17 protein-coding genes are annotated in these 12212 nt (G+C 67.7%); 10 read left to right on the top strand and 7 right to left on the bottom strand.

Going from position 1 to position 12212, the window contains the following annotated elements:
* Positions 1-18 precede the first annotated feature (18 nt).
* On the bottom strand, positions 19-333 hold the full coding sequence (locus CSW62_RS23980) for an MliC family protein (RefSeq protein ID WP_369827535.1): 315 nt from the start codon (positions 331-333) through the stop codon (positions 19-21).
* Positions 334-486: 153 nt separating this feature from the next.
* On the opposite strand from CSW62_RS23980, the gene CSW62_RS23975 reads away from it, so the two are divergent.
* The 5 genes from CSW62_RS23975 (at position 487) to CSW62_RS23955 (ending at position 4576) form a co-directional block, all read left to right on the top strand.
* Complete coding sequence (locus CSW62_RS23975) at positions 487-1017, top strand: (2Fe-2S)-binding protein (RefSeq protein WP_099582446.1); 531 nt, start codon at positions 487-489, stop codon at positions 1015-1017.
* Complete coding sequence (locus CSW62_RS23970; protein ID WP_099581975.1) at positions 1014-3203, top strand: xanthine dehydrogenase family protein molybdopterin-binding subunit; 2190 nt, start codon at positions 1014-1016, stop codon at positions 3201-3203. The genes CSW62_RS23975 and CSW62_RS23970 overlap by 4 nt, the downstream gene beginning before the upstream one ends.
* A 62-nt stretch (positions 3204-3265) precedes the next feature.
* Positions 3266-3781: a helix-turn-helix transcriptional regulator gene (locus CSW62_RS23965; protein WP_099581974.1), complete on the top strand. Its 516-nt coding sequence runs from the start codon at positions 3266-3268 to the stop codon at positions 3779-3781.
* 155 nt (positions 3782-3936) lie between these two features.
* The gene (locus CSW62_RS23960) at positions 3937-4374 is read left to right on the top strand and encodes a hypothetical protein (RefSeq protein ID WP_099581973.1); all 438 of its coding nucleotides are present in this window, start codon (positions 3937-3939) and stop codon (positions 4372-4374) included.
* Positions 4352-4576, top strand: coding sequence for a hypothetical protein (locus CSW62_RS23955; protein ID WP_099581972.1), 225 nt, complete (start codon positions 4352-4354; stop codon positions 4574-4576). Before CSW62_RS23960 ends, CSW62_RS23955 begins: the two co-directional genes overlap by 23 nt.
* A gap of 47 nt (positions 4577-4623) precedes the next feature.
* Here CSW62_RS23955 and CSW62_RS23950 read toward each other — a convergent pair whose 3' ends face one another.
* Positions 4624-5244, bottom strand: a complete 621-nt coding sequence (locus CSW62_RS23950; RefSeq protein ID WP_099581971.1) for an NTP transferase domain-containing protein — start codon at positions 5242-5244, stop codon at positions 4624-4626.
* A 29-nt stretch (positions 5245-5273) separates the two neighbouring features.
* Between CSW62_RS23950 and moaA the strand changes: the two genes are divergently transcribed.
* Genes moaA through moaC form a run of 5 tightly spaced genes read left to right on the top strand, consistent with a single transcriptional unit; the run spans position 5274 to position 8049 of the window.
* The gene (gene moaA, locus CSW62_RS23945; RefSeq protein WP_099581970.1) at positions 5274-6317 is read left to right on the top strand and encodes a GTP 3',8-cyclase MoaA; all 1044 of its coding nucleotides are present in this window, start codon (positions 5274-5276) and stop codon (positions 6315-6317) included.
* A 3-nt stretch (positions 6318-6320) separates the two neighbouring features.
* Positions 6321-6560 carry a MoaD/ThiS family protein gene (locus CSW62_RS23940; protein WP_099581969.1) on the top strand — a complete coding sequence of 80 codons (240 nt, stop codon included), beginning with the start codon at positions 6321-6323 and terminating at the stop codon, positions 6558-6560.
* Positions 6557-7003 (top strand): molybdenum cofactor biosynthesis protein MoaE, encoded by a 447-nt coding sequence (locus CSW62_RS23935; protein WP_099581968.1) that lies wholly within the window; start codon positions 6557-6559, stop codon positions 7001-7003. Before CSW62_RS23940 ends, CSW62_RS23935 begins: the two co-directional genes overlap by 4 nt.
* Before the next feature lie 10 nt (positions 7004-7013).
* Positions 7014-7565, top strand: a complete 552-nt coding sequence (moaB, locus tag CSW62_RS23930) for a molybdenum cofactor biosynthesis protein B (protein ID WP_099581967.1) — start codon at positions 7014-7016, stop codon at positions 7563-7565.
* Positions 7566-7578: 13 nt separating this feature from the next.
* Complete coding sequence (moaC, locus tag CSW62_RS23925; RefSeq protein ID WP_099581966.1) at positions 7579-8049, top strand: cyclic pyranopterin monophosphate synthase MoaC; 471 nt, start codon at positions 7579-7581, stop codon at positions 8047-8049.
* Between the two features lie 117 nt (positions 8050-8166).
* Here moaC and CSW62_RS23920 read toward each other — a convergent pair whose 3' ends face one another.
* The 5 genes from CSW62_RS23920 to CSW62_RS23900 form a co-directional block, all read right to left on the bottom strand.
* The gene (locus CSW62_RS23920; RefSeq protein WP_099581965.1) at positions 8167-9963 is read right to left on the bottom strand and encodes a HAMP domain-containing methyl-accepting chemotaxis protein; all 1797 of its coding nucleotides are present in this window, start codon (positions 9961-9963) and stop codon (positions 8167-8169) included.
* A 127-nt stretch (positions 9964-10090) separates the two neighbouring features.
* Entirely contained in the window at positions 10091-10867 is a 777-nt protein-coding gene (locus CSW62_RS23915) for a class I SAM-dependent methyltransferase (RefSeq protein WP_199170683.1), read from the bottom strand.
* A 57-nt stretch (positions 10868-10924) separates the two neighbouring features.
* Entirely contained in the window at positions 10925-11491 is a 567-nt protein-coding gene (locus CSW62_RS23910) for a type VI secretion system tube protein Hcp (RefSeq protein WP_099581964.1), read from the bottom strand.
* Between the two features lie 51 nt (positions 11492-11542).
* Positions 11543-11941 (bottom strand): Rieske (2Fe-2S) protein, encoded by a 399-nt coding sequence (locus CSW62_RS23905; protein ID WP_369827534.1) that lies wholly within the window; start codon positions 11939-11941, stop codon positions 11543-11545.
* Positions 11911-12195: a YciI family protein gene (locus CSW62_RS23900; RefSeq protein ID WP_099581962.1), complete on the bottom strand. Its 285-nt coding sequence runs from the start codon at positions 12193-12195 to the stop codon at positions 11911-11913. The genes CSW62_RS23905 and CSW62_RS23900 overlap by 31 nt, the downstream gene beginning before the upstream one ends.
* Positions 12196-12212: the final 17 nt, after the last annotated feature.

Genomic DNA, 12212 nt, shown 5'->3' with positions numbered 1-12212 from the left:
GAACTATTGCGCCAAAATCTATTGGGAGCGGCAATCGGCGTAAGGACCGCCGGGGAAGCCCTTGAGCATGGCGTCCGCGCCCTTGCTCCACAGCTCGGCGTCGCCGGCGGTGTAGCGCGCGCCGGAAGCCGAGCGGGCCAGCTTCAGGGTCTTGCTTGCGCCGCCTGCAGTGACCACGACCTTCCTGCCGTGCAGGGCGTAGGCGCTGGTGAATCGCTTGCCGGCCTTGCAGCTGTAGCGGATCGGCGCATCGGTGGAGTCCATCGGCGCGACGGTGGCGCAACCGGCGAGAGTGACGGCCAGCACGGCGAAGGCGACGATAAAGCGGCGCAAGACAGGAACCTCCAGACGATACGGCCAAAGCATAGCGGGTTTCGAAGACGGCGCCCGCCTGCCTTCGCGTCCGCGGAAGCGTTTTTCGGCGGCTGGCTGTTCCCACGCGACTGAACAGTGTTAGGTTTCCAGCAAGGCAGGAGACACATGCGCATGGCCGTGACGCTAGACATCAATGGCAAGCCGACCACGATCCAGGCCGCGCCGGAGACACCATTGCTGTGGGTCCTGCGCGACGAGCTGGGCATGACCGGCACGAAGTTCGGCTGCGGCATGGCTCAGTGCGGGGCCTGCACGGTCCACCTGGACGGTCAGCCAATCCGCTCGTGCGTGACGCCGATCGCGGCGGTCGGACCGGCCAAGATCACCACGATCGAGGGGCTCGGCGGCCAGCATCCGGTGCAGCAGGCCTGGGTGCGTCATGACGTGCCGCAGTGCGGCTACTGCCAGTCGGGTCAGATCATGTCGGCCTGCGCCCTTCTGGCTCAGAAGCCGAAGCCCTCGGACGAGGACATCGACAACGCCATGGCTGGCAACATCTGCCGCTGCGGCGCCTATCAGCGGATCCGCGCGGCGATCAAGGACGCGGCCGACTTCGGCCCGCCGCAGGGCGACAAGCACGCCGACATCGACGAGGCCATCGTCGCCGCCTCGGGCGCCACCAACCGCGGAGCCGGCCGATGAACGCGCCCGTCAATCCCAAGGACCTGGCGCAAGCCCAGCCCAGCCGTCGCGACGTGGTCGTCGCCTCGGCGCTGGTCGGCGGGACGCTGCTGGTCGGCTGCTCGCCGGCCGACATCATGAGCGCGGGCTCCAAGGTCGAGGTCGGGGCCTTCGGGCCGTTCATCAAGATCGCGCCGGACGGCGTGGTGACGGTGATTTCCAAGCACATCGAGTTCGGCCAGGGCAATCACGCCGGTCTCGCGGCCATCGTGGCCGAGGAGCTGGACGCCGACTGGACCAAGGTCCAGGTCGAGCAGGCGCCGGCCAACGCCAAGCTCTACGCCAACGGCGCTCTGGGCGCGCAGCTGACGGGCGGCTCGTCGGCGATCTCCAACTCGTGGGAGCAACTGCGCAAGGCCGGGGCTGGCGCGCGAGCCATGTTCGTCCAGGCTGCCGCTAATAAGTGGAACGTCGCGGTCGGCGAGATCACGGTCAAGGACAGCGTCGTCACCCACACCTCGGGCAAGACCGCCGGCTTCGGTGAGCTGCTGGCCGACGCCGCCAAGGTCCCGGCCGCGACCGATGTCAAGCTGAAGGACCCCAAGACCTTCACCCTGATCGGCACTGCCCGGGTTCGCCGCAAGGACTCGCAGGCCAAGAGCGACGGCACGGCCCGCTACACCCAGGACGTCCGCCTGCCCGACATGCTGACGGCGGTGGTCGCCCACGCCCCCCGCTTTGGGGCCAAGCTGAAGAGCCTCGACGTCGCCGAGGCCAAGAAGGTCCCGGGCGTGGTCGACGTCTTCGAGATCCCCACCGGGGTCGCCGTGGTGGCCCAAAACACCTATGCCGCCCGCATGGGTCGCGAGGCGCTGAAGGTCGAGTGGGACGAGGACAAGGCCGAGAAGCGCGGCTCGGCCGCCATCGCTCAGCTCTTCAAGGACGTCGCGGCCGGCAAGAACACCGAGACCAAGTGGGAGGCCTTCGATCAGCGCGGCGACGCAACGACGCTCGCGTCCGCCAAGGGCGCCGACGTCTTCGAGACCACCTACGAGTTCCCCTATCTGGCTCACGCGACCATGGAGCCGATGAACTGCGTCGCGGCCGTGGACGGCAGCAAGGTCAAGCTGACCTTCGGCTCGCAGGGCCAGACCCTGGACCAGCTGGCCGCCGCCAAGATCGTCGGCTGCCTGCCGGGCTCGGTCGAGATCGAGACCCTGTTCGCCGGCGGCTCGTTCGGCCGGCGCGCCAACTTCCAGTCCGACTATGTCGCCGAGTGCGTCCACATCGCCAAGAAGGTCGGCAAGGGCCGGCCGGTGAAGCTGGTCTGGACCCGCGAGGACGACATGCAGGCCGGCTATTTCCGCCCGCTGACCATCCACGCGGTGAAGGTGCAGCTGGACAAGGACGGCTATCCCGCCGCCTGGCGCCACCGCATCGTCAGCCAGTCGATCATGAAGGGCTCGCCCATGCCGGCCGGCAAGGGTCCCGACCAGACGGCGATCGAGGGCACGGCGGGCTCGCCCTACCTGAAGGCCACGCCGATCGTCGACGCCCAGGTCGCCCTGCCGGACGTTGGCGTGCCGGTGCTGTGGTGGCGCTCGGTCGGCGCGACCCACACCGCCTTCGTCATGGAACACACGATCGACCAATTGGCCGCCAAGGCCGGCAAGGACCCGATCGAGTACCGCCGGGCCCTTTACACCAAGGCCGGGGCCGACCGGCACCTGGCGACCCTGAACCTCGCGGTCGAAAAGGCCTCGGCCCCGACAGTGGGCTGGACGCGCGGCGTCGCGGTGCACGAGAGCTTTGGTTCGGTCGTCGCCCAGGTCGCCGAGGTCAAGCTCGAGGACGGCGTCCCGCGCGTCGGGCGGGTGGTCACCGCCATCGACTGCGGCGTCGCCATCTCGCCCGACCAGATCGCCGCCCAGATGGAGGGTGGGACCTGCTACGGCCTGTCGGCGGCGTTGTTCGGCGAGGTGACCCTGACCGACGGTCAGGTGGGCCAGACGAATTTCGACCGTTACCGCGTGCTACGGATAAACGAGGCGCCGTTGGTCGAGACCAATATCGTGCCATCGGGCAATCCGCCCAGCGGGGTCGGCGAACCCGGCACGCCGGTGATCGGCCCGGCCGTGGCTAACGCCTTGTTCGCCCTGAACAAGACAGCGACCACGCGCCTGCCGTTCGTGCGCTCGGAAGCCTGATCGTCTGAAACTTCTCGTTCCGCTCGCTAGACGGGAACAATTTCGCCGATCATCTTGGACTCATGGTTCAGGGCGTCAGTACCGCGTTCGAAAGGCTTACTCCGCGCGAGCGGGAGATCCTGCGGCTCATCGCCGGCCATCTCCAATCCAAGGAGATCGCCCGCGCGCTGGGCTTGTCGCCCAAGACCGTCGAGATGCATGTGCTCAGCGCCCGCCGGCGCCTGTCGGGCATGAGCCGCCGCGACGCCGCCCTGGCCTTTGTGGCCTGGGAGGGTGGCGACCCCGGTAATGACTACCGTAAGCAGCCAGGCAGTCTGGCCGCGCTTGCCGACCTGCCGCCTTCTCAGCGGGAGATCGGACACGGTGATGAGCAGCGTAGAGACACGACCTTGGAGCCTGCGAGGAGCGCCGTTCGCGGGCGACCGCTTTCCCGGCAAGGCTGGCGCCATGAGCTGAGCCCCCTGCAGTGGCTCGGCCTGCTTCTGGGAACGACGGCGCTGATCGCCGTCCTCCTGGCGGCCATCGCCATTGGCGTCCACGAATACATGCTGGCGATCCAGGGTATCGTTCGCCCCTAGGTCCGCGGGCTTCCCCCTAACCAGTACCACCGAACGCCCGGCGCACGCCGCGCGACAGGACCCGCTTTGCATGAACAGATCATGCCTTCCCTTGGCGCCGGCCGACGATACGTCTTACTCCCTGGGCGGACCCTCGGCGTTGGCGAGATCAGAACGTGTTCGAAATCCTGGTGCCCTACATCGGCTATCTGATCTCGCTGGTGATCTGCGGCGTCGCGCTGCTGCAGAAGGACCCGCCTCTGCGCTGGTCCGCCGGCGTGTTCATCATCGGCTGGATGCTCACGCCGGCGGTGAGTCACGTGACGCGGTCGGGCTGGGATACGCCGGTGGCGATCATCGACACCAACGCGGCGCTGATTCTGATCTGGGTGTCGCTGCGTTGGCGGCGCCTGTGGTCGCTGGTTTTCGCGGCCCTGATGATCCTGGTCCTCGTCGTGCGCGTCACCGCCTATTTCGACAGCTCGATCATCCGGTATGCCTATCAGGCCTCCAACAACGTCATCGTAGTGTTCCAGATGCTGACGCTGGTTGTCGCCACGGTGATGGCCATCCGCGCCCAGAGACGGGCCAATGAGGGAGCAGTTCGATCCTGACCTCGACGCGATCGCCGACGGCGAGGACACCGCCGAGTTCAAGCGCAACCTGGTCGGCGTCAATGCCGACCATCGCCGGATCCTGCAGGTGCTGCTTCCCAAGCTTGCCGCCCTGCAAGAGCGCGGCGACTGCGCGGCCGCCCTGCGGCTGATCGCGGAGATCAAGCGCATCGTCATCGGCGAGGAGCAGCCGCCGCACTGAACCTTGCGGGCGAAGGTCGTGGGCGGGCCTCGGGGGAGAGCCCGGCTTCAGCGGCCTTCGATGGCGCGGGCAAGATCTTCTGGTCGATCCACGTCGAGGTGGATCCCAGGATCTTGCACGGGAATCCGCGCCAGCCGTGCGCCCGCGCTCTCCAGGAGGGCGCGGGCGCCTTCGTCTCCGGACAGCGCCCGCAGCGCTGGCAACCATGTTGCGCCGAACAGCACCGGATGGCCTCGACGGCCCAGATACAGCGGCGCGACGATCTGGTGCTCACTCTCCAGGGCCTCGGCCAGCCGGGCCGGCGTCGCCGGATCGACGGCCGGCATGTCGCCCAGGAACACGAAGACGCCTGTCGTGTCGTCGGGCAGGGCCGCCACCGCCGCCCGCAGCGACGCGGCCATGCCCTCCTCGGCGTTCTCGACTGTGACCACCACCAGCCGAGCCGAGGCCTTGAGCCGTTGGGCCGTCGCCTCGGCCGCCGCGCGAACCGCAGGGTCGGCGACCGCCACGAATACCCGCCGCACGGGCGACAGCAAGGCGGTGCGCAAGGCGTGGGCCACCAGCGGCGCGCCGTCCAGCATGGCCAGCAGTTTGCCGCCGCCGAAGCGCACGCCGCGGCCCGCCGCCAGCACGATCGCGTCTAACCCCTTCGTATCGCTTTGCGTCATGGGCTCCAGCGCCTACCTTAGAGTCAGACATGACGCCCTATGACGACAGCCCCGCGCAAGCGGTTCACGCGATCGCCCCGTCGCCAAGCCCGACTTTGATCGATGGGTTCGGCCGCGCCGTCACCTATCTGCGCGTCTCGGTCACCGACCGCTGCGACCTGCGTTGCCTCTATTGCATGTCCGAGCACATGACCTTCCTGCCGAAGGCCGAAGTGCTGACGCTTGAGGAGCTTGATCGACTGGCCTCGACCTTTGTCGGCCTGGGCGTGCGCAAGCTGCGTTTGACCGGCGGCGAGCCACTGGTGCGCAAGGGCTTCATGACCCTGGTCGCCGGCCTCTCACGCCACCTGCGGTCGGGGGCGCTGGACGAGCTGACCCTGACCACCAACGGCACCCAGCTGGAAGGCTACGCCGCCGACCTCGCGCGCCATGGCGTGCGGCGGATCAACGTGTCGCTGGACACGCTGAAGCCCGACCTTTTCCGCACGCTGACCCGGGGCGGCGACCTTGCCCGCGTAGTCGCCGGCGTCGACGCTGCCCTGGCCGCCGGGATCGCGGTGAAGATCAACGCCGTCGCCCTGAAGGCCGACAACGCCGCCGAGCTGCCCGACCTGATCCAATGGGCCCATGCGCGCGGCTGCGACATCACCCTGATCGAGACCATGCCGATGGGCGAGGTCGACCAGGACCGCACCGATCAATATCTGTCGCTGCAGGATGTGCGCCGTGACCTGTCGTCGTTCTGGACGCTGGAGGACATCCCCCACGCCACCGGGGGTCCGGCTCGCTATGTCCGGGTGGCCGAAACCGGCGGGCGGCTGGGGCTGATCACGCCGCTCAGCAACCATTTCTGCGACACCTGCAACCGGGTGCGCCTGACCTGCACCGGCACACTGCACACGTGCCTGGGCCGCGACGACGCCAGTGACCTGCGCGCGGTGATGCGCAGCGGGGCGACCGACGCGGAGCTGCGCGAGGCGATCTTCGCCGCGATTGGGTCCAAGCCGAAAGGTCACGACTTCCAGATCGCCCGGCCGGCCGTGGCGCGCCACATGTCGACGACAGGCGGTTAGGCGATGGCTCGGGTTCTGTTGTTCGGACGCCTGGCCGACCAGGCGGGCTGGCGCGACCGCGTGGTCGAGGCCGGCGATCTTGCCGCCCTGCGCGCGATGCTGACATCCGACGATCCCGAACTCGGCGAGGCGCTTTCCGGCCCCGGCGTCCAGGTCGCCGTCGACAAGACCATCGTGCGCGGCGACGCGATCCTGACCGCCGCCACCGAGGTCGCCTTCCTGCCGCCCATGAGCGGCGGATGATCGTCACCCTGACCGACAAACCCTTCGAGCCCGGAGGGCTCGTCACCGCCTTCTGCGCTGATCGCCAGGAGACCGGCGCCGTGGCCACCTTCGTCGGCCTGGCCCGCGCCGAGCAGGGGGCGGCGGCGGCGCTGGAGCTGGAGGCCTATCCTGGCTTCACCGACGCGGCGATCGGCGAGATCGCCCAGGTCGCGGTCGAAAGGTTCAAGCTACAGGACGTCCATATCGTCCACCGCACCGGGCGCGTCGGGCCGGGCGAGGCCATCGTCTTCGTGGCCACCGCCGCCGGCCATCGCCGCGAGGCCTTCGAGGCCTGCGATTTCCTGATGGACTACCTCAAGAGCCGCGCGCCCTTCTGGAAGAAGGAGCACGGGCCGGACGGCGCGCGCTGGATCGAGCCGACGGACCGCGATAGGACCGACGCCGAACGTTGGGACGGATAGGAGAGACGCAATGACCGAAGCGCTGAAGCCGGGCGGCGGGATCAAGCCGGACCTTCCGTTCAAGTCAGTCCGCGTGGCCGTGCTGACCATCTCCGACACCCGCGACGAGGAAAGCGACACCTCGGGCCAGATCCTGGTCGACCGCGTCAAGGCCGCCGGCCACGAGCTGGGCGGTCGGGCGGTGGTCCGCGATGACGTCGAGCAGATTCGCCAGCAGGTTCGCGACTGGATAGACGCCAAGGCCGTCGATGCCATCGTCACCACGGGCGGCACGGGCCTCACCGGCCGCGACGTGACCCCTCAAGCCCTGGAACCGTTGTTCGACAAGAAGATCGATGGCTTCTCGGTGATCTTCCACCTGGTCAGCTACGCCTCGGTGGGCCTCTCGACCCTGCAGTCGCGCGCCACGGCCGGGCTGATCGACGGCGTCTTCGTCTTCTGCCTGCCGGGCAGCAACGGGGCCGTGCGCGACGGCTGGGACAAGGTCATTTCCGCGCAGTTGGACAGCCGCCACAAGCCCTGCAACATGGTCGAGCTGATGCCGCGACTTCTGGAACAATGAGGCGCGTCGCACCGTGAGCCGGCTCACCCATATCGACGCGCAAGGCCGCGCCCGCATGGTCGACGTCTCCGACAAGCCGGCGACGGCGCGCGAGGCGGTGGCGATGGGCTTCGTGCGGATGAGCGCCCAGACCCTGGCCCTGGCGGCGTCGGGTTCGGGCCGCAAGGGCGATGTCCGCGCCGTGGCCGAGCTGGCCGGCGTCATGGCCGCCAAGCAGACATCAAACCTCATCCCGCTGTGCCACCCGCTGGCTTTGTCGAAGGTGGTGGTGGAGGTCGAGCCGGCGGACGGCGGAATGTCGGTAACCGCGCGGGTCAAGACCACGGGACCGACCGGCGTCGAGATGGAGGCCCTGACGGCGGTTTCGGTCGCCTGCCTCACGATCTACGACATGCTGAAGGCGGCCGAGAAGGGCATGGTCATCGAGGCCGTGCGGTTGATCGAGAAGACAGGGGGCAAGTCGGGGGAGTGGAAGGCGGACTAGAGCATTTTCCGATCCCACTGGATCGGCGAAATGCTCTAGCCTTTTGTTTCAACGCATTTTCTGACGACGAACCGGTGTCCACTTCGTCGGAAAATGCTCTCGCAGCGGTCCGCCGACCTAAGCCGCTCGCCGCTGCCCCTCACCCGCGATCCGCAGTTCGCCCATCCGCTGGGCCAACCGCGTCGCCTCCTCCGCCAGGGCATGGCTGGCCGCCGTCGTCTCTTCCACCATCGCCGCGTTGCGCTGGGTGACCTGGTCCATCTGGTTCATCGTGGTGTTGACCTCGGCCAGGCCGCGAGCCTGTTCCTGGGTCGAGGCGGCCATGTCGCCTACCAAGCTGTCGATCTGATCCACCTCGTCGGCGATGGCGCGCAGGGCCTCGCCGGCCTTGCCGACATATTCCACGCCCTGTCCGACCTCGACCGTGCTGGCGCTGATCAGGGACTTGATCTCCCGAGCGGCGTCGGCCGAGCGCTGAGCCAGGGCGCGGACTTCCTGGGCCACGACCGCGAAGCCGCGACCGGCTTCACCGGCCCGCGCGGCCTCGACGCCCGCGTTCAGAGCCAGGAGGTTGGTCTGGAAGGCGATCTCGTCGATCACCCCGATGATCTGACCAATCTGGGCCGAAGACTTCTCGATCGCGCCCATCGCCTCGATCGCCTGGGTGACGATCGAGCCCGAGGCGTCGGCGGCGCTGCGGGCCCGTTCGACCACCTTGCGCGCGCGGCTGGCGCCCTCGGCGGTGAGGCGCACGGTGCTGGTGATCTCGTCGAGGGCGGCGACGGCTTCTTCGAGGCTGGCGGCCTGGTTCTCGGTGCGGCCCGACAGTTCGTCGGCCGCAGCGGTGATCTCGGCGGTTCCGCGATGGATCGCTTTCACCGCGCCCAGAGAGGCGGCGATGACGCCCGACAGCGTCTCGACAGCGATGTTGAAGTCCACGCGCAGCTTCTCGTAGCCGGCCGGGAAGGTCTGGTCGATCCGGTGTGAGAGGTCGCCCTCGGACATGTGCTTCAGCGCCCGACCAAGGCTGTCGACAACGGCCTTCTGAGTGGCCTCGGCCTCATCCCGGCGCTTCTCGGCGTCGCGGCGCTCGATCTCCAGCGTGTCGCGGACGTCGGCGGCCTCCAGCTCCTTGCGGCGGGCCTCGATGGTGTCGTGGAAGGTCCGCAGGGCGTCGGTCATCTGGCCGATCTCGTCCTTGCTGTGCGCCCGGGGCAGCGCGACGGAGAGGTCGCCGGCCGCCAGGCGGCGCAGGGCGCTGGTGATCTGCGTCAGCGGCGCGACCAGGCCTCTCTGGGCGGCGATCATCAGAACGGCGGCGAAGGCGGCGGCGATCAGCAGCAGCGCGCCCATCACGATCTGGCCTAGCAGGCTCATCGACTTGGCCGCATTCGCGTCGCCGGTCGCGGCGGCCTCGATCTTGGCCGAGGCCTCCTCCATCTTGGTTTCAAGCGCCGAGAACTGCTTGGCGAAGCCGGGAAGCTTGGCTCGGGCGGCGGCCGCGTCCGTGTCGACTTGGCCGACGATCTCGCTGGCCGAAGCGATATAGGTCGCCAGCGGGGCCGCGACATCGGCGAGCGCGGCCTTCACGGCCGGGTCCTCGGCCAGCTTGTCGCTGGTGGCGATGTCGGCCTTGAAGGCCTGAACGTGTTCGGTCAGGTCGGCGCGGACGGCCTTGAGGTCGACGCCCAGGTCCGGATCGGACGACATGATCCCGCCCATGACGTCGGCGCGCAGGGCGTCGTGCATCATGTCGGCGTGCATGTGCAGCCTGAGGATCTTCGCCGAGGCCTCGGACCGGGTCAGGGCCGAGTCCAGGCGCATCGCCACCCACAGGCCCGTCCCGGCGGTGGCCGCGCAAAGCAGCGCGGCGCCGGCCGCTGCTCCAATGACCTTCTGAGCCAATGACGCCATGTGGTATCTCCCCGCGACGCATCGCAAATCTCGCGGGAAAGAATGCGGGACGACATGTCTAACGGGTGTTAACAGTCGCTGTGTCGTAACGGCGACATAACGTCGCGTTCGGCGATCAATGGTCGCCCTAGCGCGGGATCTCGGCGGTCTTGACGAGCGCGACCTGCCTGTAGACGGCGGCGACCTCGAAGTATCGGCCGAAAGCGGCGTGGAACTGGTCGACGGCCTGCTTCACGCCCGGCCCGCCGATCTCGCTGATATCGTGCCAGTAGTCGTCCAGCACCATCATGCCGCCCACGCTCAGCAGGCTGGCGCAGAAGCACAGGTCGATCAGCACGGCCAGGGCCGTGTGGCTGCCGTCGACATAGATGAGGTCGAACTGTTCGTTCCGCTCCAGCATCTGGGGCAGGACGTAGGTCGAGAAACCCTTGTGGGTGTCCAGGCTCTTAAAGCCGCACTTGGCCATGTTGCGACGGAAGCGCGGTTCGACCGCGTGGTACTTCTCCTCCGGGTTCAGGGCCTCGTCGAACCAGGGATCAATGACCGTGACGGCCAGGCGTTCGGGCAGCAGCCAGTCCATGAAGGCCAGGTTGCGGCCCTCATAGGCGCCGATCTCCATGTAGCGGATCCTTTCGCCGGCCGGACGCTTGCCGGCGAAGTCGCGCAGCAACGGGGCCACGAACGGGATGTTGTTGCTGGCCCAGGTGGAGGTGAACTCGAAGCCGGCCTGTTCGGCATGGGCGTTGAACGCGTCGACCACGGCCGGATCGCGCTGGCCGCCCAGCATGGTCCTGGCCAGGGTAGTGGCCAGGCGCGGATTGATTTTGGTCAACGAGCGCAGCTTCGCCAGACCGGCGCGGTGGGTGACGGTCTCGGCGTCGAAGTGCATGTCGGCGGCGGCCATGGTCGTTCCCTACAATCGGTTGCGGGGAATTTGCGCCGGAAGGTCTTAAGGAAGGGCTCAGTCGGTGAACGCCGTGATCGGCCTGTTCCTGGTCAGGCTCCAGCCGGCCGAGATAGTCCCCGCCGCCGCTAGGTCGGTATTCTGGATCGTATAGGTCCAGAGGATCTCGGTGAAATTCAGCTTGAACTGCTCGGTTGGCATGTCGTCGGGGTGCGACTGAAGCTGGATCTCGCTGACGATTGCGTCGCGAAGGGACACGGTGATGATGTTCGCGGTCTTGTCGCCGGAATTTCGCGCGACGTAGAGCTTGGTGGGCTGTCCGGCGCCGATCCCTATGGGCTTGGCGCTGAGGCAGTGTTCGTAGAGTTTGACCGAGGTCTTGTCGACGTACTTGACGCAGGTGAACTCAGTGATGATCGGCCGGCCCGAGACCCTGGCGTTGGCCGAGACATCAGTGCTGATCTGCTGCTTCATGCCCTGGTGCATGGACACCAGTTCGATGCATTGACCGATATTGGCCAACTCCCAGCCTGGATCGATCAGCGATTCGCCCTGGCTCCAGTCGGGTCCGCTAAGGCTACTGAACAGGCTCTGATCGCCGGGCTCTAGCAGAATCAGATCCATGGTTCGAGCCTCGCGGTTGTTTGTCCCTTACCTTAAGCCTATTGGCGAGTATCAGGCGACGATGATCTGGCCGTCGCGGACCTGGACGGGCCAGGGGAACAGCTTGTCGCCAGGACAGGGTCCCGCCACGCAGGCCCCGTCCTCGATCTTGAATAGGGCCGCGTGGCCAGCGCACAGGATCAGATCGTTCTCGCGGGTCAGGTAGCGGCCGGCGAAGCCCGCCAGCGGCCAGCCGGCGTGCGGACAGCTGTCGAGATAGCCGACCACCAGTTCGTCCTTACGCACCACGAAGCCGGCGAACATCGCGTCGCCCTCGCGCCAGCGGAAGCCCTTCGAGCCGGGCGAGGCGATCTCGTCCAGCGCGCAAAGCACCGTCCCCGGCGCGGGGCGGGCGGGGTTTTCCGGGTCGGTGCGCAACCTCAGCCGATCGAGCCGACGCCCACGCGCCATCCCTGGATCTCGACGCTCTCGAACAGGCCGGCCAGGGTGTAGGGGTCGTTGTCGACGAAGGTCTGAGCGGCGGCGCGGTCCTCGGCCTCGACGATCAGCATCGAGCCGATGGGCGAACCGGCGTCGTCCAGAAGCGGGCCGGCGGCCTTCACCAGGCCCGCGCCGTTCAGATAGTCGAGATGGGTCGGGCGTGTGGCCATGCGCGTCTCGAGGGCGCCGGGCTTGTCCTTGCAGTAGACGACGAAGAGGGCCATGCGGCGATCCTTTTTGT

The organism is Caulobacter sp. FWC2 (genome assembly GCF_002742625.1).
GTDB lineage: Bacteria > Pseudomonadota > Alphaproteobacteria > Caulobacterales > Caulobacteraceae > Caulobacter.
Note: the sequence above shows the minus strand (reverse complement) of the source record. Positions and strands in the feature narration are given on the sequence as shown.

Bases quoted from the DNA above. Each gene is read 5' to 3' on its own strand.
- CSW62_RS23975 (WP_099582446.1), top strand. From the start codon at position 487: ATGGCCGTGACGCTAGACATCAATGGCAAGCCGACCACGATCCAGGCC.
- CSW62_RS23970 (WP_099581975.1), top strand. From the start codon at position 1,014: ATGAACGCGCCCGTCAATCCCAAGGACCTGGCGCAAGCCCAGCCCAGC.
- CSW62_RS23965 (WP_099581974.1), top strand. From the start codon at position 3,266: ATGGTTCAGGGCGTCAGTACCGCGTTCGAAAGGCTTACTCCGCGCGAG.
- CSW62_RS23955 (WP_099581972.1), top strand. From the start codon at position 4,352: ATGAGGGAGCAGTTCGATCCTGACCTCGACGCGATCGCCGACGGCGAG.
- CSW62_RS23950 (WP_099581971.1), bottom strand. From the start codon at position 5,244: ATGACGCAAAGCGATACGAAGGGGTTAGACGCGATCGTGCTGGCGGCG.
- moaA (WP_099581970.1), top strand. From the start codon at position 5,274: ATGACGCCCTATGACGACAGCCCCGCGCAAGCGGTTCACGCGATCGCC.
- CSW62_RS23940 (WP_099581969.1), top strand. From the start codon at position 6,321: ATGGCTCGGGTTCTGTTGTTCGGACGCCTGGCCGACCAGGCGGGCTGG.
- CSW62_RS23935 (WP_099581968.1), top strand. From the start codon at position 6,557: ATGATCGTCACCCTGACCGACAAACCCTTCGAGCCCGGAGGGCTCGTC.
- moaB (WP_099581967.1), top strand. From the start codon at position 7,014: ATGACCGAAGCGCTGAAGCCGGGCGGCGGGATCAAGCCGGACCTTCCG.
- CSW62_RS23920 (WP_099581965.1), bottom strand. From the start codon at position 9,963: ATGGCGTCATTGGCTCAGAAGGTCATTGGAGCAGCGGCCGGCGCCGCG.
- CSW62_RS23915 (WP_199170683.1), bottom strand. From the start codon at position 10,867: ATGGCCGCCGCCGACATGCACTTCGACGCCGAGACCGTCACCCACCGC.
- CSW62_RS23910 (WP_099581964.1), bottom strand. From the start codon at position 11,491: ATGGATCTGATTCTGCTAGAGCCCGGCGATCAGAGCCTGTTCAGTAGC.
- CSW62_RS23905 (WP_369827534.1), bottom strand. From the start codon at position 11,941: ATGGCGCGTGGGCGTCGGCTCGATCGGCTGAGGTTGCGCACCGACCCG.
- CSW62_RS23900 (WP_099581962.1), bottom strand. From the start codon at position 12,195: ATGGCCCTCTTCGTCGTCTACTGCAAGGACAAGCCCGGCGCCCTCGAG.